Here is a 26,390-nt window from a genome sequence, read left to right on the forward strand (position 1 = left end):
TAACAATATGATGATAAAATCTATAATTGATAATTACGAAATATTTAAAGAAAAGCGGTTGAAAGACCGCTTTTTTAAGCATAAGGATACTGCAGAACTATTAGCAAAACTTCCATCAACATTTGAAATTAAGGAGTTAGGGAAATCTGTAAATGGAAAAAACATCAATCTTATTAGTTGGGGAAAAGGCAAAACAAAAATTATGCTTTGGAGCCAAATGCATGGCGATGAAACAACAGGAACAATGGCCTTGTTCGACCTATTTAACTTTTTGCAGAGCGATGATAAGGTTGTAAAACTGTTAATGGAAAACTGCCAACTGTTTGTCATCCCTATGGTTAACCCAGATGGTGCAGAAGTTTTTACTAGAAGAAATATTCAGCAAATTGATATCAATAGAGATTACCTAAAAGAATCTACTCCAGAGGCTAAAATATTAAAACAATGCAGAGCTGATGTTAATCCTGATTTTGGTTTTAACCTGCACGACCAAATAACCTTATGGAGTGTTACTAAAACTTTAAAACCTGCAACCTTATCTTTTCTTGCTCCTGCTATTGATGAAGAATTAAGCATCGATGAAACCAGAAAAAACGCAATGTTAGTTATTGCAGATATGTTTAGGGACTTGGATGAACATTTACCGCAACACATTGGCTTATTTGATGATGAATTTGAACCTCGGGCATTTGGCGATAATTTCCAAAAAGCAGGAACATCAACTATCTTAATTGAAGCTGGTGGTTACCAAAAGGATTTCGAAAAGCAGGACATTAGAAAATACTACTTTACCTCTATCCTATCTGGATTAATTTCTATAGTTAATAAAACATACGAAGAACAAGATTTAAAAAGCTATTTCTCTATTCCAAAAAATAATAAACAGATTTTTCATTTCCTTATCCACAATGTGATTTTAAATGGAATTGAAGTGAGTATTGGTATAAATTATGATGAATGTCCTGCTTTAGATGGTTTAAGTACAACTAAAACATATTCGATACAAGATATTGGAGATTTAAGCTTCTGCGATGCCTATCAAACCTATTCTGCGAAAGAATTAAAGCTCAAAGGAGAAATCATTTTATATCAAACTGCAAACTTTGAGTTAGTGGATAGCGATAAGACAATTTTATCTTTCCAAAATGGGAAATTGCTTTAAAAAAATCCTAATTTCAACATCAAAATAAAAAACGAATGGCATTAAGTAGAATTTGGTCTGGTTTTATCATTGTGGCAATTGTAGTTGCTTGTATAAAATGTTTCTTTTTTGGTGAAACCGAAATTTTAAGCTGGATGGTTGTTGGCAAAGCTGATGACCCAACTAATTTAACTGGAGTAAATGGAATAATCGAAACCTGTTGGACAGCTGTAGAGCTTTGTTTAAAGTTGATAGGAATTTTAACATTTTTTATGGGCTTAATGAGCATTGCCGAAAGAGCTGGCGGCATTCGTTTATTATCTAGAATTGTCGGGCCATTCTTTTCTAAATTATTTCCAGAAATTCCGAAGGGACACCCATCAATGGGGCACATGATCATGAATTTTTCTGCTAATCTTTTAGGGTTAGACAATGCAGCAACACCATTTGGGTTAAAAGCTATGGAAAGCTTACAAGAGCTTAATCCAAATAAGGATACTGCTAGCAACTCGCAAATTATGTTTTTATGTTTGCATGCAGCTGGTTTAAACCTTATTCCTGTTAGCGTAATTGCATTACGGGCATCAAAAAATGCAAGCGACCCAACTGATATTTTTATCCCTTGTTTAATCGTAACCTTTGTCGGAACGATAACTGCAATGTTAATTGTGTCGTTTAAACAAAAAATTAATCTATTACAGCCAGTTATAATTGGTTGGATTTTGAGTCTTTCTATTCTAATAGCAGGTATTGTATTTTACATAACTTCTTTAAATGCTGATGGCATTAAATCATTTTCTGGACTATTGAGTAATGGATTAATTTTACTGGTTATTTTATTGATTGTTCTAGGTGGCATTTATAAGAAAATTGATGTTTTTGATGCTTTTATAGATGGCGCTAAAAATGGATTTGAAACAGCTGTTAAAATCATTCCGTACTTAGTAGGAATGTTGGTGGCTATAAGTATGTTAAGAACAAGTGGCACTTTCGATGTGGTGATTTTAGGCATTAAGAATTTCTTCGTGTTTTTAGGAGCAGATACCCGATTTGTTGAGGCCTTACCAACCGCCTTAATTAGGCCATTAAGTGGTGGTGCTGCAAGAGGAATGATGGTTGATACAATGACTGCTTATGGAGCAGATTCCTTTGCCAGTAAATTATCTGGTGTTTTTCAAGGAGCTGCAGATACTACATTTTATGTAATTGCAGTTTACTTTGGTTCTGTTTCCGTAAAAAATACCCGTTATGCCGTTGGTGCTATGTTATTGGCAGATTTAGTTGGTGTTTGTACGGCGATAGGATTAGCTTATTTGTTTTTTGGAAGTAGTTTGTAGTTCTTTAGCACTGGTTTTGTTTAATAAACCCACACGAAGTGAAAAGTCCAAAATTGAGGCACGAACCGAGGGATTAAAACGAAGTTCGGGACTAACAATCAAATGAAATACTGAAATTGCTTTTCAAATAGAACGTCCCGCTCTGTGTAGAACGGGACGTTTTATTGATATAATCCTTTATACTTCGAAAGGCTCAGTTTGACATTATTCAATTTGCCAACTGATTACGGTTTATCCCACCATACTCTTGCATTTAAATCATCTGCGCCACCATAAGGAAAGCCAGAAACTGCAGCATTATAATTTGTTGTATTAATAGAGCGTTCTTGTGTTCCATAAGCTTCTCTTCTCGGTATTAACGCACCATTGTTTGCAGGAGGCGGAGCAAGAAACGTAGGAAAACCTGTTCTTCTCCATTCTGCCCAACCTTCGTAACCATGCAAAAATAGATGCACCCATCGTTGTGTGCCAATCTTCATTAATGCATTTACTGGGTCGTAAGCTACACTTGCTTGTCCTAAATAGGTTGATGCATTAGTTGTAGAGCCAGTCCATTGTCTAATAGACTCTGTTACCGCATTATTATAGTTGGCCAAAGCAGTGGCATCACCACCTGTAATCCAACCTAATTTAGCTGCTTCTGCCATTGCAAAAAGAGATTGTGCATAGGTAACCAAAGCCACAGGCGAGTTCTGCAAGCGTAAATTGCTCCCCAACAAACTGTAATTAGCTATAGTTACTGTTGTAGAACCTGGTAAACCATAATCTAATCCTACATAAGTGGAGATAGCTGTATTAGTAGGTTTGTTAGCGTATACTGGTAAACGTGGGTCATTTAAGGGTTGCATATAATCTACCACAGGCTTACTAACGGCAAACCAATTTCTGCCTAATCTGGTAAATGAATTGTACCAATAGTTTTCATTGTTTTGGTCTGCCAAATGGGGATAAGTTAAATTATCGGTATTTGCAGTCATCGTACCATTGGTTACCGCCTTGTTAAACTCGGCCGCTCCTTTTGTAGCATCAACCTTGCTTAATCTTAAAGCCATTAAAGCATGAATGGTGTTTCCTAACTTTTTCCATTTGGTAACATCACCACCATAAACAATGTCATTTTTAATTGCTCCTGTTACAAATGCTGCATTTGCTTCATCCAATAGCGTAAATAAAGCATTATAAATTGCTTGTTGTTTATCGTATTTAGGCGAATAATTTACATCACCTTTTAAAGCTTCAGTATAAGGCAAATCTCCCCACCTATCTGTCATGTGCCAAAAATAATATGCTTTTAAAATTTTGGCAACCGCAATTTGATTAGGTACTGGACCTTCACTAGCATCTAAATTTGTATTGTTAATTACGTTTTCCAAATTCATTAATGGTCCTGTGTATAAACCATAAAAATTGAAGTTTACAGTAACATAACGACTATTATCTGAAAATGAAGTGTTGCTAAGATATTGTGGATAATGCACACCATAAGGCGATGAGCTAATTCCCGGTAATGATAATTCTGCATTAGCTATTAATTGAGTTCCAGATGCCTTTGTTGGGCTATTAGGGTCTGTGTTTATCGAATCATCAAATTTAGTACAACTACCTAGCATTACTAATGCTAAAGAACAGCTGAAAATTGATTTATATATTGTTTTCATATGCTTTAAGATTAAAATGTTAGGTTTAAGTTAACTCCAAAAGATCGAACAGTTTGCAACTCTCCTTTTTCTATCCAACTGATAGACGAACTACCTGATGATAATTCTGATGGGTCTACTCCTTTTGGCGCTTTTTGCCATATCATAACTGGATTACGAGCAATAAAGGCAAGTTTAGCAGTTTTAAAAGGTGTTTTGGCTAAAACTTTTCCATCAAAATTATAGCCCAAACTTACCTCGCGTAACTTTATATATGAAGCGCTGTAAATCCATTCGTCATAAATGCGTGTACCTAGATTCGTTCTGTAATATGTTCTAGCATCTACATAAGCGGTAACTTCCTGACCAGTTGCTTGAGAAATACCATTTACTTTTACACCACCACCAGTTGCTATTGCATCACGAACGTTAAAACCTTTATCATTAATTGCTGCTGTTTCGGTTGCCTGACCAGACTTAGCAGACAACATTTTAGACCAACTCATGAATTGTCCGCCTTTTTGAAAATCAATCATTGCACCTAAATCAAACTTCCAAATTTTGAATGTATTTTGAAAACCACCTGTAAAATCTGGCAGTACACTTCCAAAATCTTTAGCGGTATCAAATAGAGGCATATTATCTGTACCTAATAAAACTTTTCCAGTACCTGGATCAATTTTATATCCAGGGCCTATTAAATTACCAAACGTTCTACCTACAGTAGAGTTTAAATAAATAGTTTGACTAGAATAAGTATTTAAATCATTTTGTAAAACATTGATACCTGGATATAATTCTACAATTTTGTTTTTGTTACGAGCAAAATTTAAAGTAGCATCCCAGCTAAATAATTTAGATTGTATTGGCCTACCACTTAATGAAATTTCAATTCCTTTATTCTGAATTAAACCAGCATTAACAACAGTTTGATCAAATCCGCTAGCACCAGAAACTGATAAATCGATAATTTGATCTTTGTTTTCTTGATTATAATAAGTTAACTCCAATCCTAAACGATTTTTAAGGAATTTCAAATCAACCCCAACTTCAAATGAATTGGCAAATGAAGGTTTAATATTTGGATTTTTTAATTTATCGGGCACTAACAAAGTATTAATTGCTCCAGCAGTTGCAGGGTAATTAGAACCAGGACCATAAGTAAATGCAGTTTGGTATGGACTTAAATCAGAACCAGCGATAGCATAACTTGCCCTTAATTTACCAAATGATAAAGCTTTCCATTTAACTAATTCGCTAAACACAAAACTTCCAGAAACTGATGGGTACCAATAAGAATTATTGTTATCTGGCAAAGCCGATGAAATATCATTACGGATTGAAGCATCTAAAAAATACGTGTCTTTATATCCAAATGAACCCATTGCATAGATGCTTCGTACTTGTTTTCTTCTTAAAAAAGAAGTGCTTACTGGCCTATCTATAGACGCAGCTGCAGAATACCAGCCCGGACTTGATAAACCACCTACCGTAGCTTGGTATTGTTGAGAATATTTAACAGTATATAAGTTAGCACCAATATTGAAATTTAAGGAAATATCATTTAATGTTTTAGCATACTGACCTAAAAATTCATAGTTGTTCTCTTCATTTTGGTATTTACCAATCTGATAGCTATCTACCAAACGACCACCTAAAGGCTCTTTATGCGTAATGTTTTGAGTAAACATATCAGAACGAACAAATCCGCTTAACTTTAATTCAGGCAATACTTGATAAGTTGCATTTACATCACCAAACAAACGATCACGATTATCATTATTTAATACCTCATAAGCATCAAAAAATGGATTATTCCAATCACTAGGCCTATTTGTTGTAATAATGCCACTTGTAGTATTAGGATTTACATTCCAGTTTAATATTGTACCATCTGCATATTTGTAATTACGCAAACGATCAATATCTATATTTCTTTGAAACCATTGTGTAGCTCCAGTAAAAGAGCCTTGATAGCCTTGAGTTGGCCTCTGTCCGTTGTTATTAGCATAGTTTACATTGGCACCAACAGATAACTTATCTGTTATTTTTAATGATGAACTTAAGCCCAAGTTATTACGTTTTAACCAAGTATTAGGAATTACACCATTTACATAAGCATTATTATAGCTTATTCTATAATCAATATTTTCACTTCCACCTGTTACCGTGATACCATTGTTAATATTATGACCTGTTTCATAAAAGTCTTTAACATTATCTGGATGAGGAACAAATGGAGTTAATTGACCAAATTCTGGATCTTGAGGATAAAAGCTATAGAACATTCTTACTGGAGTTCCATCCATTTTTGGCCCCCAACTTTCATCATTGCCATTCACATATTTCTGACCTCCTGTTAGGGTTAAAAAAGTTTGATTGTTACCAACTCCATAAATATTTTGAAGTTCTAAGAAATTTGCAGTTTTCTCAATAGAAAATGCTGAATTGAGGCTAATATTAACTTTTTTAGAACCTTTAGAACCTTTTTTGGTAGTGATTAGAATAACACCATATTGACCTCTGATACCATAAAGTGCAGAAGCCGCAGGCCCCTTTAAAACGCTAACACTTTCAATATCTTCTGGATTGATATCTTGAGAAATGTTACCGTAATCTACACCGTTTTCTGCACCAGCAAAATTACTCTGAGCAATTGGAGTTCCATCTACAACCATTAAAGCTTGTCCGCTACCATTTACTGAGTTAACGCTTCTAATTTTGATTTTTTGAGTACCACCCATATTGGCACCTGATGAGCCCGTAACCTGAACCCCTGCAATTTTTCCAGCTAATGAACCAATTACATTCTGTTCTTTTGTTAAAGTTAAATTTTCTCCTTTAACAGTTTGAGTTGCATAACCTACAGATTTTTCGCTACGCTTTATTCCTAAGGCTGTTACCACAACGCCTTCTAAGGTTTGTGAACTTGAAGAGAGAATTGCATTAATTACAGTTTTATCTCCGATCGTAATTTCTTGGGTATCGAACCCTAAATATTGAAAAATTAAAGTTGTGCCACTTGCTGGTACATTAATGGTGTAAGAACCATCTGGTTGAGTTGTTGTTCCTGAACTTGTTCCCTTTACAAGTACACTTACACCAGGGATTCCACTGCCATCTGCAACATCTGTAACTTTACCCCTTAAAGTTTTTTGGGCATAGGTAACCGTAGCAAACAGTAGGAATCCAAATAGAATTAGTATAGATTTTCTGTTCATAGTCTATTGTTTAAGTTTTTATGAATTTACAAAACATAATTAACTTAAAACTATCAATAAAGACTATTAAGAATTAAAACAAATACAATTTAATTGGGAATTATGAAACAGAAAGCATATTTGCCTCTTCTGTAACATCTAATTTACCAATAATTTGATCCAAAACGCTTTGATCTAGGTTCGTAAACTTAGAAGAATACCATTTAGATGTTTTTTCATCAAGCCAAATGCAAAAGGAATGGCAATCTTCTAAAATTACCGCATAGGTTAAATGAAAATCGTCATGAATTCTCATACAAAATCCTGAAAAGGTTTTACCTTTTACATCGAATTGGAGGTTTAAATAATCGTTCAACATGGCAATTTGGTTTTAGGGTAAGGGTACAACAAACTTAGGTTGCAAATGTTTTGTTAAGGTTAAATATTTAACAAGAAATAAGCATTCCTTTTAAGAATGTCTTATCCGATGTTAAGCATGTTGGAATATCCTTTTGCAATTAACCTGTTTTTATTCGGTAAATAAACTTCACATTGTAAGTTAATAATTGTCCTTCCCTGTTTTACAATGGCAGTTTTAGCTGTAATGATATCTCCTTCTACAGCCGGCGCAAAATAATCTATGTTATTATTAACAGTAGTATATTTTCCACTTAAGCCTAAAATAAACACTGTCGCCCCAATTAAATCATCTATAATTCCTGCAGTTATACCTCCATGCAAAATACCATAAGGGTTTGTCATTTCTTTCCTAATCACATAACTACAATGCAACATTCCTCTTTCTGCACTAATTAAGCTAGGTTTTAACCAATTCATAAAATGAGATGGAGACTGAGTGATTTCTTTTCCAGTAAACGATTGAAAATTAATTAATCGTTGTTGAGCTTCGTTTTGTTCTTCCATTTTATGTTATGTTTAAGGTAAATTTAATATTATATGAGCAGTTCACAAATTACAGCAATTACAGAACTAGATAAATCGAGATTTAAAACAAAAGTATTTGCTGGCGGACATTTAATTTATGCAGATGAACCCACTGAATTAGGAGGAACAGATGAAGGAATGAACCCGGGCGCCTTATTATTGGCTAGTTTAGGTAGTTGCACAGCGATAACAATTAGAATGTACGCTGATAGAAAAGAGATTCCCCTAGAATCTATAAAAATTGATTTGGCTATCTGTAAGGAAGAAGAAATGTCTAAGGAAACAACTATTGCTGTAAAAATAGAATTTACCGGTGATTTAACTACTGAACAAAGAGAGCGATTAATGGTAATTGCAGATAAATGCCCTATTCATAAGTTACTTACTAATCCGATAAGAATTTTAACGAGTTAAACCTATTTAAACGAACCTTGCTTATTTAATAGCTCAAAAAATTGGTTCAGGTTTTTACCAAGTGATTTTTCGAAAGAAGCTTTCATATCTTGCGGAGAAGGATGTTTGTTTTTCCAATCCTTGTAATAGGTTTTAAAGGCATTATCTATTTGATCTTTACCAACACTTGCCTCTAACAGATATAACCAAATAGCCGTTTTTATGTATGATGTCATTGCATAATCATCAGAATTAGCAAATTTATCTACAGCTGTTGCTATTGCTGAATTCATTGGAATGTTATTAATCATTGCATTATATAAAGTAGATTGAAATTGATCGGATGGTAAAGCTTTAATATTTTCTGGTATCGCATCCCCAAAAATAGAATTAGCCTTATACTTTTCTGCTTCATACCTAAACTGATAATAAGTGTTTAGTCCCTCATCTTGCCAAGTATTTGCTCTCTCATTGCTACCCAAAATACTCATGAACCAATTGTGCCCTACTTCATGAGTTATAACTGCATCTAAAGATTGTGCTTTTGCATCTGGACTGGTAATTAACGTTATGGTAGGATATTCCATTCCGCCACTGGCATTATTTTTTGGTCCTTCTACAACTTGCACAATTGGATATTCATATTCGCCAATCCAATTACTGTATTTTAAAGTAGCATCCTTTGCATAATTAACGCTTTCTAACCATAAAGTTTTCTTTTTGTTATAGTAGTAAGTAAAAACATCTACAATTTTACCAGATGACAGCTTTAAGGTATCATAAGAAACAACATACTTTTTATCAGCAAACCATGCAAAATCAGGCACATTATCCATTACATAACTTAACGTTTTTGTTCCATTTTTATCTTTAGGAACATATAAAGCAGGTTTGTCATCTTTTGCTGCAAAATTTTTGGCACCAGTTGTTTTATATTGCTCCAATTCATCTGCATTTTGCAATACCCCTGTTGCACCAACAACATAGGCAGAAGGCAAAGTAATATTTACCTTATAGTCGGCATACTCACTGTAAAACTCTCCCATGTCAAGATATGGGAATTCGTGCCAACCATCCCTATCAAACACAGCTGGTTTTGGATACCATTGAGTAATTATAAATTCATCATCTACATAACCTGATCTAGAAAAATAACTAGGTAATTTCACCTTAAAATCAGCGGTAATCTTTATAGAATCTCCAGATTTAAGTGGAAATGGGAGTTTGACTTTTATTACATCTATAAATTGAGGATTTGGATGTGCTTCTATTATTGCCAATTGATCATTCACTTTAAAATTAAGTCCCTCAATATGGCCAGTGCTATATTTTTCTAATTTTTTCTTTCTAGATGGATCGTTTTTAATTTGTTGAAACATTGCCGTTGTTTCATTCTTATAGGCATTGGGATAAATATGAAACCAGATAAAATCTAAAGTGGTGTTAGAATTATTTTTATAAATTATTGTTTCATCACCTTTTAGTGTTTTATCAATGTCATTTAAGGTAACATTAATTTGATATTTTAGTTTTTGCTGAAAATAAGGGCTTTGTGCAGATGAATTTAGCGTAAAACAAATTAAAAATAGAAAAGTTAGCTTATACATATTTGGGTTTTTGTGGAAGATAGTAATTTCAAGATAAAACAAAAACGGCATATTGAAGTATTTCAATATGCCGTTGGCTCTGAGGTAATTATTCTAATAAAATTTTGGCTGAGGAACCAATTTTAAATTTTGTTGTTGATGCCAATAAGGATAAATTGGATAAACATTACTTGCTTCATCTAATCTTTTAACTTGATCAGTGGTTAAGTTCCATCCAACTGCCAGTAAATTCTGCTTCAACTGTTCTTCATTTCTTGCTCCAATGATAATGTTAGCAACCGTTGGTCTTTGCACCAACCAATTTAACGCTACTTGAGGAACCGTTTTTTCTGTTTCTTCTGCAATTGCTTTCAGTGCGTCTACAATGGTAAACAAACGTTCTTGATCAATTGCAGGCCCATGAGAACCACCTTGCTGAATTCTGTTCTCTGTTGGAAAAGGCCTTCCACGTTCATATTTACCACCTAATTTACCAGAAGATAAAGGGCTCCAAACCATTGTGCCTATATTTTGATCTATAGCTAAAGGCATAAGTTCCCATTCAAATTCTCTATCGTACAACGAATATAAAACTTGGTGACCAATGTATTTAGACCAGCCGTATCTTTCAGCAACTGATAAAGATTTCATTAGATGCCATCCAGAAAAGTTAGAAACAGCAATATATCTTATCTTTCCACTTTGGATTAAGTTATCTAAAGTTTTCAAGGTCTCTTCAACGGGTGTATTAGCATCAAAACCATGTAAGTGGTAAACATCTATGTAATCTGTGTTTAAACGTTTCAAACTTTGATTTACCTGATCAATTAAATGTAAACGACCAGAGCCAAAATCATTTGGTCCATCTCCCATTGGGAAAGTTGCCTTTGTAGAAATCAACACTTTGTCGCGTTGTAAATCGGCAATAGCTTTGCCTAAAATTTCCTCGGCAATACCTCGAGAATATATATTTGCAGTATCAAAAAAATTAACGCCAGCATCCATGCAAACATTAATTAAGCGAGTAGCCTCATCTACTTGAGTTGAGCCCCAAGCTTTAAAAAATTCGTTCGCTCCACCAAAAGTTGCTGTACCAAAACTAAGTACAGGGACATTTAAACCAGAAGCTCCTAATTGTCTATATTCCATATTATTAAAATAAAATTGTTCTATTGATAAATTGCTTTATTGTTGCTATAAATAGCTAACTATTAACCGCCAACTGCAAACTCTCTTTAATGATTTTGGCCAGTAATTCATAAGAATGAAGCCTTGCTTTATGATCATAAACATGAGAGGTTACCATAATTTCATCAATCTGGGTTTGTGACACAAATGATTGTAACTGAGCAGTTAATTTTTCTGGTCCACCAATAAAAGCGATAGCTAACATTTGATTTACGGCTTCTTCCTCAATATCACTCCAAACTCCATCCATATTATCTATGGGTGGTTGCAGCAATTGGCGTTTTCCTGTAACAATACCCATAAATAAACGTTTTAAAGATGTTGATAATCTTTCTGCTTCTTGATCTGTATCTGCAGCAACAACATTTATACAAGCCATTACATAAGGTTTAGCTAACGTAGCTGATGGACGGAAATTTTGCCTGTAAATTTGTATGGCCTCCATAAAATAAGTAGGTGCAAAATGACTTGCAAAAGCATAAGGCAAGCCATAAGATGCCGCTAAATGGGCACTTTCGGTACTTGAACCTAAAATCCAAATGGGCACATTGGTACCTTCACCTGGAATTGCTCGTACTTTACTGTCACCATTATAATCAGATAAATAAAGCTGTAACTTTTGAACATCCTGTGGAAAGTGATGTGGCGCTGAAAAACGTTCGCCTCTTATTTCCATAGCGGTTAATTGATCAGTTCCTGGCGCTCTTCCTAATCCTAAATCTATCCTATCTGGATAAATAGTAGCTAAAGTTCCAAATTGCTCAGCAACTATTAGTGGCGAATGGTTTGGTAACATGATTCCACCAGAACCAACTCTAATTGTTTTAGTGTGACCAGCAATATGCCCAATTAAAACTGATGTTGCAGAACTTGCCACACTGATCATGTTATGATGTTCTGCCAACCAATAACGTTGATAACCTAGTTCTTCGGTATGTTGAGCTAAATCAACACTGTTCCTAAAAGTATCGGCAATTGTTTTTCCTTCTATAACTCCAGCTAAATCTAATACTGAAAATGGTAATGCTGATAATTGATTTGTACCCATAATTTAATGTCTATAATTCGGATGCCACTAGATTGCTTAAATCCTCAAAAGCTTTCTCATTTCTTTTGTAATAAGTCCACTGACCTACCCTACTAGCCGTAACTAAACCAGCTCTCTGCAAAACAACTAAATATTCTGAAATGGTCGATTGTGTTAATCCAGCCTTTCTTTGAATATGCCCAACACAAACACCTCCATTTGTTTCCCCACAAGATACCTTATGGTCTGGAAAATGTAATTCGGGGTCTTTTAACCAGTTTAAAATTTGCAAACGGGTTTTGTTAGAAAGTGCTTTAAATATTTCTACCTGATCCATGGCACAAATATATATCGGTATTTCCCGATATACCAATTAAATAATGATAGATGACAGAACTGTGAAGAAATTAGTCTTGTGCTTGATTTTGGTTATCAATTAAGCTGCTTTTTTCTATTGGAAAGTCTTCAGTAAAAAGACCATCAGAAGGTTCAGCCTGATTCCCTGAAATTTTACCTCCGATAATTAAATTACCCTTTTCATCTTCATCAATTTCTTCATTTGTTTTTCGAGATACCAGACTAATATCTTTTGCCTTAGGTTTATGCTGATTTTGATTCTCCATAATGTTACAATATCTTATTTAGGAAAAATGTTTTAAAAACCTTTTAACGTTAAAACATATAACACCTAAATAAGGTTTAGCTATTATGGAAATGATTTTCATTTTAGCTATTTCAGTTGCCTGCATAGCATGGACAGTAACTAAGGAAGCTGTATTTAAAGAAATAAGGGATTATTGCATTGATAGATCTATCAATTGCAAAAAGTTCTATAAAAGGAAATTCTTCTATTTATTTACCTGCGAATATTGTTTCAGTCACTATGTTACGGTCTTAATATTACTGATGGCACCCACTCATTTAATATATAATGATTGGAGGGGTTACATATTATCTGGATTTTCTATTGTTTGGATTGCAAACATTTATATGAGTTTATATAATTTGCTTAGAATAGATTTAAAAAAACAAACTATAATTGCTAAAAAAGAGGAGAAAGATTTACCGAAAGAATAATCTATAATATTTCTGCCAAAGAATTATTAAACAGTGGTTTAGAGATCAACTTTGCAACAGCTGGGTTAGCGCTTGCCAGCTCAATATCCTCTATTACATCAGTTGCAGTTAAAACCACAATTTTTATAGCGTTCTTTAATTTATCAGCAAATTCAGAAAATCGCTCCAAAAAACCCAAACCATTCATTTCTGGCATATCTAAGTCAAGTATAATTAAACTTGGTAAAGAACTGATATTGTCTTCATTATTTTCCAAATAACTTAATGCTTGTATTGGACAATCCATCACTAAAACATCAGATTGCGAATATGAGTTTTTCAATACTCTTGTCGTAATCATTTGATCAATGATGTTATCATCAACAATCATTATTTTATTGTTTAATTCAATCATCTTAAAAATACCTTGGTGTTAGCATCCTTATTATTTCTGTTGGCCTTATGGTAACACCAACAGAAATTTCATGAGAGCCACCACTATATCCAGATAATCGGCTTAAAGTTTGGTCATAAGCATAACCCACCCTTATATTATTGGTTACAAAAAAATCTACCATACCAACTACAGAATTTGTTTTTTGCAAATCTACTTGTAAGTAGCTCTTATCGTATAACTTTACTGCAGTGCGATAACTCGCCCCCACCCAAAATCGATTTGCAAAAAGCACAAAAGCGTTTAAGTCTAAACTAGTTGGGCCACCACGATCATCCTTTAATAAAAAGGAAGGTTTCACTTGAATATCTTCATTTATTGGTAAAAGCATTCCAGCAGTAAGGTAAAAGTGGGTTTTTGGTGTTTGAAAATAAACACTCAAATTCTTTTTATTAATTACATATTGGGCAATCAAGTTATCAGCAGAAAAACCAGCATAAAAACGGTCGTCAGAATAGTAAACACCTGCCCTTGCATCTGGTACAATTACACTTTCATTTCCTACTGCTAAAATATAACTGTCATCCGCATCTCTCGCATTAAGTCTTCCTGCGTCCAACGACTGTTGCATAACACCCAACCCTAGCCCAAAAGCTAAACGAGAATTATCAGAATTTCCAACCCTTAATCTATATGCATAACTTCCATATGCTGAGACACTACTTTCTGCCCCAAGTCTGTCTGAAGAAACTTGAAATGCCAAACCAACATTTCCATCATTTGCAATGGCATCCACAGCGAGAGACATACTTTTAGGAGAACCTGTTATACCCGTCCATTGGTTACGATAAAAACTATGAATATTTAGTTGCTCTTTGTAGCCAGCATAAGCTGGATTAATATATATACCATTAAACATATATTGACTATACTGAGCATCTTGCTGTGCATTACACAAGAAAGATAAGCTAACTAAAATGAATAATATAAATGATCTTTTTATCATTGCTTGTTAATGGAAGTCATAAAACCCAGTACTATTATACAAAAGCAACGCCAATAATAGCTATTACGGTAATATTTCTTCAGCAATAGTAATCATGAAGTTAAAACAAATGTTTAAACACTTAAAATATTGTTTTATAGAACCTTTAAAAAAAAAGAATTTAACTTTTACGAAATTTTAGAATTGCCACTGTTGAATTTATTCCCCAAATTGGGGATATATTCTCATTTACGGGGAATTATATCTACAATGATATCAACTTTATTAATTATTGAGTAATAAATGAAACTACCTTTTGATAGAGCTCGTCTGGTAGAAATGGTTTTACAATAATATCATTAATACCTACTTCCTTCACTTGTTTTTCAACATCTTTTTTGTTATTAGCAGTTAGTGCAATGATTGGAGTATTAATCCCCTTTTCTCTTATGCTTTTTGAAGCTTCAAAACCATCCATTATAGGCATATGCAAATCCATTAAGATTAATTGATGCTTATTAATATCTAAAATATCTAAGGCCTGTTTACCGTCTTTTGCCACATCAACTTCTGCTCCCCAATTCTTTAAAAAGCTTTGTGCAACCATTACATTTAGATCATTATCCTCGACTAATAAAATGGAAAATCCAGATAATTGCGTTTCTTTCTCCTTAGTGAAAACATTTTTCATTTCATTGTACATCGAACTAGCAGCTATCTTTTTAAATGTTTGCACAAAATAAAAAGTCGCTCCTTTACCTTCTTCACTTACAACTTTTAATGTGGAGTTTTGAAGTTCTAAGATTCGCTTAGAAATAGCCAAACCTAAACCTGTTCCTCCAAAACTTCTGGAAGTTGAAGAATCTGCTTGTGTAAATCGATCAAATATAATTTTCTGCTTCTCTCTGGAAATGCCAATGCCTGTATCCTTAACTTGAATTTTTAAAGAAATATCTTGATCAGTTTCTGAGATCTTACTTAAGCTTAAATGAACATATCCCATATTGGTGAACTTAATGGCATTGTGTACTAAGTTTGTAATAACCTGAAACATCCTTGTTGGATCTCCTAATATCCTTGAAGTTATCGGATCTTCAGTCGTAAATTTCAAATCAATATCTTTTTCAACTGCATCATTCTGATGTCCGGCAACAATATTATTTATAATTGCTATAACATCAATCTCTGTATAATCTAATTGTATTTTACCAGCCTCAATTTTATTAAAATCTAGTATGTCGTTAACAATTGCCAATAAATTATTAGCGGAAAAAAGCATTATATCTAATTGATCTGCCTGGTCTTTTCTTGGATTGTTCTTTAAAAGTAAATGGCTCATACCAATCACAGAATTTAGGGGTGTTCTAATTTCATGGCTCATTGTACTTAAAAATTCGCTTTTAGCAATTAAGCCTTGTTCTGCTTGCTCTCTAGATTTTTTTAGCTGATATGAAACTCTATATGATAAAATGAGGGATTGTAGGAAGAAGAAAGTAATATAGGCACAAAAAGTTAAGCCTTGTAGTTGCGGAATGATGTTCCAGTAATGTAAAAGAGAAATAGCAAACACGAACATCATTGCGAAGGAACTCAACATGGCATAACCTGAACCACTTCTCCTGTTTAAATAGCTTATGATGTAAATGTAAAGTGTATAGCCAATACAAAAAATAGTTACAAATAAAAAAGGTGTAATCAGTTGAGTAAAATAGAATGGTGGCAATAGTAAGGTGGTTAATCCAAATAAAAAGCAAATGATACATAACAACTTAACTATGGTTTTATTCACATCAAGTGGATATAAATATCGAGTGTATAAACCAAATAACCCAATGCTTAAATATAAGCTAATGTATTCTATCCTAACAGTAAATTGCCAATCTAGGTTTGGTAATAATGTATGGAGTATATAATTATCAACTCCTATGATTCTATAACAATAAACAATAGAATAAAGAGAGAACAGCAAAATAGCTTTATCCTTGCTACCTAAAAGATATAAACCAATAAAAAACATACCGCCCATAAATAAACAGCCGGTAAGCACTAAATCTATGGCTTCAGCATATCTCCTATCCATTTCCATATTTGTCTTCTCTCCAATGTAAAGTGATTTTTTTATACCACCTTTGCTATGTACATAGTTTGCTATCTGCAGAATCAATACTGCTGTATCTGTACCTGCGGGAACATCAAAGGCGTTATATTGCCAATGGGGAATGAAATCTTTAGCACTGGTACTTACTTTTCCCGTTTCGGCTACCAGTTTCCCATTTAAAAATAAACGGTAAGCACAATAAACATCTGGTATATCTATTTTAAATGGGGATTTGTTTTTTGGAAGAAGTAGGGTTAACTGATAGGTTGCGTAACCAAAGGAAGGAAGTTGTTTTCCATTAATGGATAGATCATTCCATTTTTTGGGAAAATCAACTATTACACCTTCATTGTTTGGCTTTGCGTTTGGATCGATTAATTGATTCCAATAGAAAACCCATTCGCCATTAAGGGCCAACTTGGTTTCAAATGATACTGCCCTTAAATCAATTACCCCTTGTTTTGCGATAGGGAGTTGATTTGCTGCAACATTATTCAAAGCAAAACAAGAAAGATATATGACAAATAAGACCTTTAGTTTCATTTAGAAAAGCAAAAACCTAGATTACAAAACAACTTTCGGGTTATTTTAATTTAGTTTTAAAGATAACTATTGTTTAACTTAAAGTATAACAGAGATTTCTATCTAATTAAATTGTTATAAAGGCTATTAAAACTAACCCTTATAATATCCACAAAGGTTTTTGTAGTGGTAGGATTACAGCCATTAGTTATTACAACGATGCCAAATTTATCTTTCGGGTTAAAAAACATTGCACTAAATAAACCATAGGCAGAACCAGTGTGACCAGTCATTGTTTTTCCGTCAATTAAATCATCTGAAGTTCTAAGGGCTAAACCATAATTTTCTTCATCTGAGAGTTTAGTTTGCATCAGTTTTGAACTCTTTTTTGAAATGATTTTAACGCCATTATATTTGCCATAATTCATGTGCATTGTCATATATTTTGCCAAGTCGGTAGCTGATATTTTCATTCCGCCAGTTGGCGAAAAAATTGGCGTACTGTAACCCATGATATAATTCTTAACCTCTTCAGATCTGGGGTTATAAGCCAAAGGCGATGATTGAAATCGTTTAGTCTTATCGTTGTATTCATAAAGTGTTGTAAAGCGAGATTTGTCTAAAGAATCAACGCAATAACCTCCGTACAAACCTAATGGATCTAGAATATGATGTTTAATGTATTGATCAAACCGTTCACTAGACATTTTTTCAATGATTGACCCTACCATATTGAAATTTAGGTTACAATACTGATATCCTTTTCCTGGTTCATAATCGTTATAACACTTTGCCCAATTAGTATTTTTAGCAGGATTAATCACATCCAAATTGAAATAACCTTCGCTATCATTAATGCTTGATGCGTGTGACAACACCATTTTTAAAGTAATTATTGTTTCTGGATATTTTGGGTTTCTTACTTTAAAGCCTATTAACTCACTAAAATCATCAGTCAATTTTAATTTTCCCTTTTCTACCAATTGCATAATAGCTGTTGCAGAAAATGACTTGGATATGGATGCTATTCTGAAAATATCGGTATCCCTAAGTGCCATATTACTTTCAATATCTTTTAATCCAAATGAATGAGTATAGATTAATTTACCTTCTTTAACAACTGCAACAGAAAGCCCTAAAGCGCTGTATTTCTCCATAGCTTCTTGTATTTCTACCTCAGTTTTTGAGACTTGTGCACAACAAGCTATGGTTGTTAAAAAAAATACAGATACAAGAAAAATGTATTTAAAAAAGAATTTGTTCATTGAAGGTTTTTTGTTTAGAATAAAGATAATTCATCTTTCTAATATTTGATAAAAAAACGATGATTTATAGCTAATTTTCCTTTTCATTAAACGAAAATGAAGACAAAGCATTTTTTAATCATTCTAACTTTTTCATTTCTAATTATTGCTTGTGCTTTAAATGGAAGTTGCCAAAAACTTAAACCTTCCTTTGCTAAAGGAGGCGATATTAGTTGGTTGCCCCAAATGGAAGCTTCTGGATTTAAATTTCATGATTCAAACGGTGTTGCACAAGATTGTTTTAAGATTTTAAAAGACCACGGTTTTAACACCATTAGATTAAGGACTTGGGTAAATCCCTCAAACAGTAAAACTAGTGGGCATTGTAGTAAGGAAGAAACGATTGCAATGGCTATAAGAGCAAAAAAATGGGGAATGCGTATCATGATTAACTTCCATTATAGCGATACTTGGGCTGACCCTGGGAAACAGCACAAACCCAAAGCTTGGGAAGGACATGATTTTAAGACCTTACAAGGTGATGTATATAATTACACTTTTGATTTAATGAATGCTTTAAAAAGTAAAGGAATTTATCCAGAATGGGTACAGGTTGGTAATGAAATTCCGAGTGGGATGGTTTACCCAGAAGGAAGTACAGATAACTGGCCACAATTAGCTGCTTTAATTAATAAAGGTTACGATGCCATTAAAGCAGTTAGCCCAAACTCAAAAGTAATTTTGCATATTGACCAAGGTAATGACAATGGAAGATTTAGGTATTGGTTTGATAATGCCAAAAAACATAATGCTAAATATGATGTAATTGGCCTATCCTATTATCCTTATTGGTTAAAGGGAAGTCCAGATTATACTTTATCCATTAATGATTTAGGTAACAATCTTAATGATTTGGTTACTAGATATGGTAAAGAAGTAATGGTGGTAGAAGTTGGTGGAGAAGCAAACAAGCCGCAAAACACTTATAACATGCTAATTGCTGTCCAAGAAAAAGTAAAGGCTGTACCTAATGCCAAGGGTTTAGGCGTACTTTATTGGGAACCACAAGGTGCTGCAAGCTGGAGTAAATATAATTTGAGCGCTTGGGGAGATGATGGAAAACCTACCAAAGCGCTCAAAGCTTTTCAATAATTTAAGAGTAATTTTATTTACTAATACTAAAAACCTTACTGCTATGGGGTGCTAATTGCTGCGAAAAGATAGGTTCGGTGCCTTTTGTACTTTCTCCAGACCACAATTCCTTAACCTTGTATTTTCCATTAAAACCAAGCTCTTTTAAATTTACAGAAACTGTTGTTGTTTCTTTATCGCTAATGTTAAATATTGCGAGATAACGTTCGCCGCTTTTGCTATTTACAGATGTTACAGCAACCTTTCCATTTTCCATAAAAAGTTGTTTAACATCAGTTCCCTCTTTATGCATTTTAAGAATATTCTTGTTGTTAAGCAGCGACAAGGTAAAAGCATCATTAGATGGTAAATCTCCACCAAACATTAACGGAGAACGGAAAATAGTAAAAAATGTCATTAAAGAAACCTGCTCATCTTTTGTTAAACGAGTCATTCTATCTTTGCCACGTTCACCCCTTATTGCTATTCTACCCAAAGGAATCATATCACAATCTGGCCAAGTGCCTGGCGCCGAATAAGCATACCATCCTTTAGAAACATTCATTAAATGAACTAAATCCTTCCAAATGTCCCAAACATCATCTACCATACGCCACATGTTAGCATGTTCTTTAACGTGAGCAGCATTTTTGATAGGTGTTTCCCCAGGAGAAGTGCTCAATACAATTGGTCGTCCTGTTTTGTCAATCGCCTTGCGAATCAATTCTATCTCACCTTGGTGGTAAGGACGAGATAAATCATCTACCTTAATAAAATCAACTCCCCATGAGGCGTATAACTCTAAAATAGAATCATAATATTCTTGTGCTCCAGGTTTATCTGCCACAACAGTGTAATTATCTCTTAACCATTGACATTGCAATTCTGTGGAATAAACTTGGTCTGCAGTAATTCCATTTGCACCTTTAATTGGCAATTTTCTTTTTACTGCTTCTACAGGTATTCCACGCATAATGTGAATTCCAAACTTTAAACCTTTGCCATGGATATAATCAGCCAATGCTTTAAAACCCTTACCTCCAGCAGCAGATGGAAAACGACCAACATAAGGAAGATATCTACCGTATTCATCCATTACATATCTAGGGTCAGTTTGGTTATAACCTCCTGCTTTATCATTTTCTACAAACCAACGAATATCAACTACAACATACTGCCATCCTAGTTTTTTTAAATTGTTAGCCATATAATCGGCATTAGTTTTTACTTCGGCTTCTGTAACTGTAGAACCATAACAGTCCCAACTATTCCATCCCATTGGAGGAGTTTTTGCCCAATCTTTGAATGATGATTTGGTTTGTGCTTGCGTGGTTAGAGTAAGTGAATACAAACCAACAATGAATAATGCTTTTTTTAACATATAATGAATAGCTTTTAAAATTTCATATTTAATCCCCATTTTTTGGCTAGCGTTTGTGCTTCTTTACGGGTAACTTGAATAACTGTAGGATGTTTTGGAACTGTGAAATTTGTAGATTTCATTACGCCTTCATTAAAGCGACCAAGATTTGTAAAATTGATGAAATCTGTAGTCTCACTAAAACCAAAATTATGTGGGTTAATGCGATAAATATCATAAACCATTACCCATTTATTTTCTCCTATGCGTTTATAAACCGTAGGCGCTTCACAGCCAACTTTCTCTGGGTCGTACCATTTAGGGTCGTAGGCATAGCCTGTATTTACAGAATCTGAAATAGCTTGTTTTACACCAGATGTGCCATCATGAGAAGCATATAGCATATGGTATTTATTACCCACTTTGGTGATGTCTGCGTCGATATAAGCTACACCATTTGGATATTCAAAAATAGGCTTAGGAACTGTTTCTAGCTTAGTGAAATCATCGTTGAGATAACTGTAGTAAACTTTTTCCTTACCTACGCCAAAACGCATAGAAAAGTAAATCATTGTTTTCTTTTTAACTTCATCATAAATCATTTCTGGTGCCCAAGCACAACCAATATTGGCCAGTTCAGGAAATGATTGATCTACTCGTAGAACTTTGTGCGACCAATTTATTAGATCGGCTGACTTCATTAACACTATACCTCTATTATTTCCCCAGCCGTATTGTTTGCCATCTCGTTCCCACTCTGTATTACGATAGCCAGCCTTTTGTCCATAGATATGTAAGTCTGTTAATGCCAAATAAAACATTCCATCTGGTCCCCGATAAATATAGGGGTCGCGAATTCCTTTTTGCTCTGCAATGGTATCGCCAGTTATTATCGGTTTTGCATTATTTACATCAGTAAAACTATAACCATCTTTACTTAAAGCTATATACAAACCGTGTGTATCATCTTTAAAATACACCATTAAGTACGCAGCCATATCTTTTTCGGTAACAACTTTACTTTTCTTTTGAGCACTTAAATTGTCGAAGAACAATGTCAGCATTGCAAAGATTATAATGCATTGAAATTGCAGTATTCTTATTTTCATTTGGGATTTATGATTTGGCTTATTCAAAAATATAAATTAAACGTTAATAATACGTTTATTTATAAACTTATTTTATCCTATTCAATAAACAATGATTGGCACAGCTTATTTCAAATAAATGGTATTTTTGTTGTTCTAATAAATCGAATGAAAAAACTGCTCCTTCTCTCGCTCATTTTCTACAGTACAGCAATTAGTGCACAAGTTTTACGAACTCGAGCGGTAACATTAATGGGCAGTCGTTTTGACATTACACTTGTAGCTATAGATTCAGCAACTGCTGAAAATCATGTAGATACGGTTATTAAGGAAGTAACAAGAATTGAAAATTTGATTTCTGATTGGAGACCCTTTACTCAAGTATCTCAAGTAAATCAGAACGCTGGAATAAAGCCCATCAAAGTTGATAAAGAAGTTTTTGAATTGACAGAACGAGCGATTCAATTATCAGTAATTACAAATGGTGCATTTGACATCAGCTTTGCCGCGATGGACAGAATTTGGAAATTTGATGGCACAATGAAAAAAATGCCTACTACAGAAGCTATTAAAAAATCAGTAGAGAAAGTTGGTTATAAAAACATCATCCTTGATAAAAAAAACAATACAATTTTCTTAAAGCTAAAAGGAATGAAGATTGGTTTTGGTGCGTTAGGAGAAGGATATGCAGCAGATAGATGCCGTAAAATAATGTTAGAAAAAGGGATAAAAGCAGGGATTGTAAATGGCTCTGGTGATATGAATACTTGGGGTAAACAACCAGATGGTTCTCCTTGGAATATTGGCATTACCGATCCTAAAAGCCCAGATGAGCTTTTTGCAGTAGTGCCTTTGGAACATGGTGCGGTTGTAACTTCTGGTAGTTATGAAAAATTTGTAATGTTTAATGGCAAACGTTACGCACACATTATTAATCCGAAAACGGGCTACCCTGCTACAGGCTTATCTAGTGTAACTGTTTTTGGGCCAAGCGCAGAACTGGCTAATGGTTTAAGTACTTCTATAATGGTTTTGGGCAAAACTGCTGGACTACAATTAATTAAACGCTATCCAAAGATGAGTTGTATTTTGGTAACAGACAATGGAAATTATTTCTGTTCACCGAATTTTGATATTACTAAGTTTTTGGTTAAATAAAGAAAGTCAGGGGTCGGAAAGTCCGAAGTCTAATTGTAAAAGGAACTGCCTGCGTTAACATTGAAGCGGCACCCTCCTATTCTTCATCGGCATTAAAAGGTTTAAAATATTTGCCCCCAGAAAAACACTAATTACGCAGATAAAAAATTGAAATTTATCTGCGTAATCTCCGAAATCAGCGGGAGAAAAAACCTCAATAACAATCCATTAAAATTCTATTATGCGATTGGTAATAGCTCACTTCTTGATTATTTGTCTCCTTAAATATTACTTCTAATATTTCAATGATATCTTTCTGCATAGCTAATGAACCACAAATCATAATTACACCGTCTTGCTGCATTGCTTTTGCAATAAGTTCTTTATCCCTAAGCACTAAATCGCTTACATATTGTTTGTTTCCTTCTCTAGAATAAGACAAGTTCAATGAGCTTAGTTTCTTTTTTTCTAAGTTTTTATGGGTAGCATCTTTGTAAAGTTCAAATGATGATGAATCACGGAAACCACAGTATAAGTGAGTATTTATTTTTTTGTGATTCCCATCAACCATTCCTAAAAATGGTGCAATTCCGGTACCGTTAGCAATCATAATTACTGTTGATGCCTTTTTAGGAAAGTGGAAATGTGCGTTTACATCTACGGCTGCCTTAATGATTTGGCCTGGTTGCAAATCGTAAAGATAATTTGAGCCAAGACCATTTTTATGCAATTTAACACTGAGTTGTAGGTTTTTATTGACCTTGCCAATTGAATATAACCTTTCTCTATGGTCGTTTGCAGGATAAATTGCTAATAAATCTCCAGAAGTAAAACGAAGAGTTCTTTTAGGTTTAAGATGGATTAAAAATGAACCCTCTTCGTGAGTGATTATAGTTTTTTCTGTTACAACTAACTTGTGCAGTCGCTTAGCTTTACCTGCAAAAAGCTTTGGAGAAATGGCTAGTGGAATTTCAGTTTTTTGCGACCAAAGCTCTGCCCATTGTCCAAATTCTTCTGGCGACCTGTCATTTACGGTATGAATTTCTATTAATGAAGCTGCCCATTCTTGAAGTGAAAGTACATTATTTGCTTCATAGGCGTATTTACAGAAATCTGGATATGATTTTGAACCAAAACCTACAACCGAGAAATCAACTTTGTTAGGTTGAGGATGCTTCTTTAACAATTCCATAAACTTACTAGCATTTGTTGGTGCATCTCCCAAACCGTAAGTTGCTGTAAATACAATTAAATATTCTGCTTTTGGGTAAACACTATAATTATTAAGTTCGGCTATAAAACATTTTTGTCCGACTTTAATTAATTGTTGGTATACTGATTTTGCAAAATGGAAAGTACTTCCATTTTCTGAACCAACTAGAATGATATAATTACAATCTTCCTTTTTATACTTGTTTTTAGTAACTCCTGACCTACGTTTTAAAGTAATAGCAAAGCCAGAGTAGATAAAAAACAAAATATTACAAGAGGCAATTGCCAATACTATTGCCCAAATTATATTGGTACGACCTGTATGTAAATCTAGGCTTAGTTCTGTTAACAAAACCGTGGTTGGATATAATGCCTCAGTTAATATATCTCCGGTTATCTGATTAACAGTTAATTCTCTATCTTTTAATTTTAAAGTATAATAATCTTCTACATCTTCAGAAAAAGGAAATTCAATATTATTTACTTCACCTAAAGTCGTGTTCTTAAAAATAGTAAAATCAGCCAATTTCTTTTCTGGATCTGATTTAATAGAATCAAAATCTACCTTTGAAGAAACCTTATGCTCTGGAATTATTTTAAATCGAACTAGAGATAAATATGTTCCGCTAATGGTAATGATTAAAATGGGAATTAATAATATCCTCCCAAGCGTAACATGGTAATATTGAAAGAAATTTTCTCTTATAATTTTGGTAAAAAAGCGCTTAATTCCTCGTTGCCTTTGAATAATTAATGCAATTCCTGATACAGTAATAAGCAGTAATAAAAATGCTGTTAAACCTATAAAAAACCTTCCCAGTTCATTTAAAAATAAGGAACGATGAAATGATGTTACCCATTGAAAAAATTCATTTTGCTTTTCTGGCACACCAAGTGTTTTTCCATTTCTAGGGTCTACATAAACAGTTACATCGTTACCAGCTGTATTAATACCTTTTACAATTACAAACTGATTATGGTCTACAGTTAAATCTGTAATTTCTTCAAAATTATTTTTAAGAACAGGCAGTGTTTCTGCAAGCGTAATTTGATTGAAATTATCGACTTTATAAGGAAGCGTTTTAAGCGAAACAGGTTCAAATGCTAGTATAATACCAGTAATGGATGCGAGGGCTATGAGTAGAAAAGAAGATATAGCCAAAACTAAATGGCTATATCTCCAGACTGAAATGGTCATATAGATAGATGTATCTTAGTTTTGGCTAAATCTTACGTAACGGATATAGTTTGTTCCTTCTGTTTTGCTCGAAACACCTTCTGTAGTTAAAGGAACTTCAATGTCTTTTGCATAGTATTGTTTGTCTTCAACCGCTGTTTCAAAACGTAATTTATAACCAGCGTTCAATTTAGAATCTTCTATTTCAAAAGTAGTAACACTACGGTCGCCACCTGCCACAGAAGCACCAGTTATTGCACTAATGTTTGCTGGCTTTTTAGAGTTAAACTTATGCCATTCTTTAATGTGAGTGTACCATTTTTTATCTGGCCCCATTACATATAAAGTTTTCTCATACAAACCTTTAGGATTAATCAATGAAACAACAACATAAGCATCTTCACCAACATAATTTGTCATCTGTACCATACATTTATATTTAGTAACGCCAGGTTTTTGAGCTAATGAAGTAAAAGGAAATGTGAAAATAAGGGCGATTGCCAAAAGTGTTCTAGTAAAGTTGTTCATTATA

The 26,390-nt window shown here is 33.8% G+C and carries 23 protein-coding genes; 6 read left to right on the forward strand and 17 right to left on the reverse strand.

Annotated elements, in window-relative coordinates; genetic code table 11:
* Window positions 1–7 precede the first annotated feature (7 nt).
* Together EZ428_RS13530 and EZ428_RS13535 are read left to right on the forward strand one after the other, a co-directional pair.
* The gene (locus tag EZ428_RS13530) at window positions 8–1,162 is read left to right on the forward strand and encodes a M14 family zinc carboxypeptidase (protein ID WP_131553700.1); all 1,155 of its coding nucleotides are present in this window, start codon (window positions 8–10) and stop codon (window positions 1,160–1,162) included.
* Window positions 1,163–1,197: 35 nt separating this feature from the next.
* The gene (locus tag EZ428_RS13535; protein WP_131553701.1) at window positions 1,198–2,478 is read left to right on the forward strand and encodes a nucleoside recognition domain-containing protein; all 1,281 of its coding nucleotides are present in this window, start codon (window positions 1,198–1,200) and stop codon (window positions 2,476–2,478) included.
* A 224-nt stretch (window positions 2,479–2,702) separates the two neighbouring features.
* On the opposite strand, the gene EZ428_RS13540 is transcribed toward EZ428_RS13535, so the two are convergent.
* From EZ428_RS13540 to EZ428_RS13555, 4 genes are all read right to left on the reverse strand, one after another.
* On the reverse strand, window positions 2,703–4,136 hold the full coding sequence (locus EZ428_RS13540; RefSeq protein WP_131553702.1) for a SusD/RagB family nutrient-binding outer membrane lipoprotein: 1,434 nt from the start codon (window positions 4,134–4,136) through the stop codon (window positions 2,703–2,705).
* An 11-nt stretch (window positions 4,137–4,147) separates the two neighbouring features.
* Window positions 4,148–7,336, reverse strand: coding sequence for a SusC/RagA family TonB-linked outer membrane protein (locus EZ428_RS13545; RefSeq protein WP_131553703.1), 3,189 nt, complete (start codon window positions 7,334–7,336; stop codon window positions 4,148–4,150).
* Between the two features lie 100 nt (window positions 7,337–7,436).
* Window positions 7,437–7,694: a hypothetical protein gene (locus tag EZ428_RS13550; RefSeq protein WP_131553704.1), complete on the reverse strand. Its 258-nt coding sequence runs from the start codon at window positions 7,692–7,694 to the stop codon at window positions 7,437–7,439.
* A gap of 101 nt (window positions 7,695–7,795) precedes the next feature.
* Complete coding sequence (locus EZ428_RS13555; protein ID WP_205945703.1) at window positions 7,796–8,239, reverse strand: PaaI family thioesterase; 444 nt, start codon at window positions 8,237–8,239, stop codon at window positions 7,796–7,798.
* A 33-nt stretch (window positions 8,240–8,272) separates the two neighbouring features.
* On the opposite strand from EZ428_RS13555, the gene EZ428_RS13560 reads away from it, so the two are divergent.
* The gene (locus EZ428_RS13560) at window positions 8,273–8,674 is read left to right on the forward strand and encodes an OsmC family protein (RefSeq protein ID WP_131553705.1); all 402 of its coding nucleotides are present in this window, start codon (window positions 8,273–8,275) and stop codon (window positions 8,672–8,674) included.
* Between the two features lie 2 nt (window positions 8,675–8,676).
* Here EZ428_RS13560 and EZ428_RS13565 read toward each other — a convergent pair whose 3' ends face one another.
* The 5 genes from EZ428_RS13565 to EZ428_RS13585 form a co-directional block, all read right to left on the reverse strand.
* On the reverse strand, window positions 8,677–10,260 hold the full coding sequence (locus EZ428_RS13565; protein WP_131553706.1) for a M1 family metallopeptidase: 1,584 nt from the start codon (window positions 10,258–10,260) through the stop codon (window positions 8,677–8,679).
* Window positions 10,261–10,353: 93 nt separating this feature from the next.
* Window positions 10,354–11,388, reverse strand: a complete 1,035-nt coding sequence (locus EZ428_RS13570) for an aldo/keto reductase (RefSeq protein WP_131553707.1) — start codon at window positions 11,386–11,388, stop codon at window positions 10,354–10,356.
* 55 nt (window positions 11,389–11,443) lie between these two features.
* Window positions 11,444–12,475 carry an LLM class flavin-dependent oxidoreductase gene (locus tag EZ428_RS13575; protein ID WP_131553708.1) on the reverse strand — a complete coding sequence of 344 codons (1,032 nt, stop codon included), beginning with the start codon at window positions 12,473–12,475 and terminating at the stop codon, window positions 11,444–11,446.
* Window positions 12,476–12,485: 10 nt separating this feature from the next.
* The gene (locus tag EZ428_RS13580) at window positions 12,486–12,791 is read right to left on the reverse strand and encodes an ArsR/SmtB family transcription factor (protein ID WP_131553709.1); all 306 of its coding nucleotides are present in this window, start codon (window positions 12,789–12,791) and stop codon (window positions 12,486–12,488) included.
* A 70-nt stretch (window positions 12,792–12,861) separates the two neighbouring features.
* Entirely contained in the window at window positions 12,862–13,077 is a 216-nt protein-coding gene (locus tag EZ428_RS13585; RefSeq protein WP_131553710.1) for a hypothetical protein, read from the reverse strand.
* 85 nt (window positions 13,078–13,162) lie between these two features.
* Here EZ428_RS13585 and EZ428_RS13590 point away from each other — a divergent pair, with 85 nt between their 5' ends.
* Entirely contained in the window at window positions 13,163–13,531 is a 369-nt protein-coding gene (locus tag EZ428_RS13590) for a hypothetical protein (RefSeq protein ID WP_131553711.1), read from the forward strand.
* Window position 13,532: 1 nt separating this feature from the next.
* On the opposite strand, the gene EZ428_RS13595 is transcribed toward EZ428_RS13590, so the two are convergent.
* The 4 genes from EZ428_RS13595 to EZ428_RS13610 all read right to left on the reverse strand — a co-directional run bounded on the left by EZ428_RS13595 (window position 13,533) and on the right by EZ428_RS13610 (window position 18,774).
* Window positions 13,533–13,925: a response regulator gene (locus tag EZ428_RS13595; RefSeq protein WP_131553712.1), complete on the reverse strand. Its 393-nt coding sequence runs from the start codon at window positions 13,923–13,925 to the stop codon at window positions 13,533–13,535.
* 1 nt (window position 13,926) lies between these two features.
* Complete coding sequence (locus EZ428_RS13600; protein ID WP_165501777.1) at window positions 13,927–14,910, reverse strand: PorP/SprF family type IX secretion system membrane protein; 984 nt, start codon at window positions 14,908–14,910, stop codon at window positions 13,927–13,929.
* Between the two features lie 268 nt (window positions 14,911–15,178).
* Window positions 15,179–17,530 carry a response regulator gene (locus EZ428_RS13605; protein WP_131553713.1) on the reverse strand — a complete coding sequence of 784 codons (2,352 nt, stop codon included), beginning with the start codon at window positions 17,528–17,530 and terminating at the stop codon, window positions 15,179–15,181.
* Window positions 17,531–17,628: 98 nt separating this feature from the next.
* Window positions 17,629–18,774, reverse strand: a complete 1,146-nt coding sequence (locus tag EZ428_RS13610) for a serine hydrolase domain-containing protein (RefSeq protein WP_131553714.1) — start codon at window positions 18,772–18,774, stop codon at window positions 17,629–17,631.
* Between the two features lie 96 nt (window positions 18,775–18,870).
* Here EZ428_RS13610 and EZ428_RS13615 point away from each other — a divergent pair, with 96 nt between their 5' ends.
* Window positions 18,871–19,905, forward strand: a complete 1,035-nt coding sequence (locus EZ428_RS13615) for a glycoside hydrolase family 53 protein (protein WP_131553715.1) — start codon at window positions 18,871–18,873, stop codon at window positions 19,903–19,905.
* 13 nt (window positions 19,906–19,918) lie between these two features.
* Here the strand turns inward: EZ428_RS13615 and EZ428_RS13620 are convergent, their stop codons facing one another.
* Both EZ428_RS13620 and EZ428_RS13625 read right to left on the reverse strand, forming a co-directional pair.
* Entirely contained in the window at window positions 19,919–21,304 is a 1,386-nt protein-coding gene (locus EZ428_RS13620; RefSeq protein WP_205945704.1) for a glycoside hydrolase family 27 protein, read from the reverse strand.
* Window positions 21,280–22,308: a glycoside hydrolase family 43 protein gene (locus EZ428_RS13625; protein ID WP_165501778.1), complete on the reverse strand. Its 1,029-nt coding sequence runs from the start codon at window positions 22,306–22,308 to the stop codon at window positions 21,280–21,282. The genes EZ428_RS13620 and EZ428_RS13625 overlap by 25 nt, the downstream gene beginning before the upstream one ends.
* 192 nt (window positions 22,309–22,500) lie before the next feature.
* Here EZ428_RS13625 and EZ428_RS13630 point away from each other — a divergent pair, with 192 nt between their 5' ends.
* Window positions 22,501–23,490, forward strand: a complete 990-nt coding sequence (locus EZ428_RS13630; RefSeq protein WP_131553718.1) for an FAD:protein FMN transferase — start codon at window positions 22,501–22,503, stop codon at window positions 23,488–23,490.
* Window positions 23,491–23,683: 193 nt separating this feature from the next.
* On the opposite strand, the gene EZ428_RS13635 is transcribed toward EZ428_RS13630, so the two are convergent.
* Window positions 23,684–25,879, reverse strand: a complete 2,196-nt coding sequence (locus EZ428_RS13635) for a PepSY domain-containing protein (RefSeq protein ID WP_131553719.1) — start codon at window positions 25,877–25,879, stop codon at window positions 23,684–23,686.
* 15 nt (window positions 25,880–25,894) lie between these two features.
* Window positions 25,895–26,386: a DUF2271 domain-containing protein gene (locus tag EZ428_RS13640; protein ID WP_131553720.1), complete on the reverse strand. Its 492-nt coding sequence runs from the start codon at window positions 26,384–26,386 to the stop codon at window positions 25,895–25,897.
* Window positions 26,387–26,390: the final 4 nt, after the last annotated feature.

It is taken from the genome of Pedobacter frigiditerrae (assembly GCF_004331645.1).
In the GTDB taxonomy this organism is placed as follows: domain Bacteria; phylum Bacteroidota; class Bacteroidia; order Sphingobacteriales; family Sphingobacteriaceae; genus Pedobacter; species Pedobacter frigiditerrae.

Coding starts and splice junctions, on each gene's coding strand:
- EZ428_RS13530 (WP_131553700.1), top strand. CDS start 8: ATGATGATAAAATCTATAATTGATAATTACGAAATATTTAAAGAAAAG.
- EZ428_RS13535 (WP_131553701.1), top strand. CDS start 1,198: ATGGCATTAAGTAGAATTTGGTCTGGTTTTATCATTGTGGCAATTGTA.
- EZ428_RS13540 (WP_131553702.1), bottom strand. CDS start 4,136: ATGAAAACAATATATAAATCAATTTTCAGCTGTTCTTTAGCATTAGTA.
- EZ428_RS13545 (WP_131553703.1), bottom strand. CDS start 7,336: ATGAACAGAAAATCTATACTAATTCTATTTGGATTCCTACTGTTTGCT.
- EZ428_RS13550 (WP_131553704.1), bottom strand. CDS start 7,694: ATGTTGAACGATTATTTAAACCTCCAATTCGATGTAAAAGGTAAAACC.
- EZ428_RS13555 (WP_205945703.1), bottom strand. CDS start 8,239: ATGGAAGAACAAAACGAAGCTCAACAACGATTAATTAATTTTCAATCG.
- EZ428_RS13560 (WP_131553705.1), top strand. CDS start 8,273: ATGAGCAGTTCACAAATTACAGCAATTACAGAACTAGATAAATCGAGA.
- EZ428_RS13565 (WP_131553706.1), bottom strand. CDS start 10,260: ATGTATAAGCTAACTTTTCTATTTTTAATTTGTTTTACGCTAAATTCA.
- EZ428_RS13570 (WP_131553707.1), bottom strand. CDS start 11,388: ATGGAATATAGACAATTAGGAGCTTCTGGTTTAAATGTCCCTGTACTT.
- EZ428_RS13575 (WP_131553708.1), bottom strand. CDS start 12,475: ATGGGTACAAATCAATTATCAGCATTACCATTTTCAGTATTAGATTTA.
- EZ428_RS13580 (WP_131553709.1), bottom strand. CDS start 12,791: ATGGATCAGGTAGAAATATTTAAAGCACTTTCTAACAAAACCCGTTTG.
- EZ428_RS13585 (WP_131553710.1), bottom strand. CDS start 13,077: ATGGAGAATCAAAATCAGCATAAACCTAAGGCAAAAGATATTAGTCTG.
- EZ428_RS13590 (WP_131553711.1), top strand. CDS start 13,163: ATGGAAATGATTTTCATTTTAGCTATTTCAGTTGCCTGCATAGCATGG.
- EZ428_RS13595 (WP_131553712.1), bottom strand. CDS start 13,925: ATGATTGAATTAAACAATAAAATAATGATTGTTGATGATAACATCATT.
- EZ428_RS13600 (WP_165501777.1), bottom strand. CDS start 14,910: ATGATAAAAAGATCATTTATATTATTCATTTTAGTTAGCTTATCTTTC.
- EZ428_RS13605 (WP_131553713.1), bottom strand. CDS start 17,530: ATGAAACTAAAGGTCTTATTTGTCATATATCTTTCTTGTTTTGCTTTG.
- EZ428_RS13610 (WP_131553714.1), bottom strand. CDS start 18,774: ATGAACAAATTCTTTTTTAAATACATTTTTCTTGTATCTGTATTTTTT.
- EZ428_RS13615 (WP_131553715.1), top strand. CDS start 18,871: ATGAAGACAAAGCATTTTTTAATCATTCTAACTTTTTCATTTCTAATT.
- EZ428_RS13620 (WP_205945704.1), bottom strand. CDS start 21,304: ATGGGGATTAAATATGAAATTTTAAAAGCTATTCATTATATGTTAAAA.
- EZ428_RS13625 (WP_165501778.1), bottom strand. CDS start 22,308: ATGCTGACATTGTTCTTCGACAATTTAAGTGCTCAAAAGAAAAGTAAA.
- EZ428_RS13630 (WP_131553718.1), top strand. CDS start 22,501: ATGAAAAAACTGCTCCTTCTCTCGCTCATTTTCTACAGTACAGCAATT.
- EZ428_RS13635 (WP_131553719.1), bottom strand. CDS start 25,879: ATGACCATTTCAGTCTGGAGATATAGCCATTTAGTTTTGGCTATATCT.
- EZ428_RS13640 (WP_131553720.1), bottom strand. CDS start 26,386: ATGAACAACTTTACTAGAACACTTTTGGCAATCGCCCTTATTTTCACA.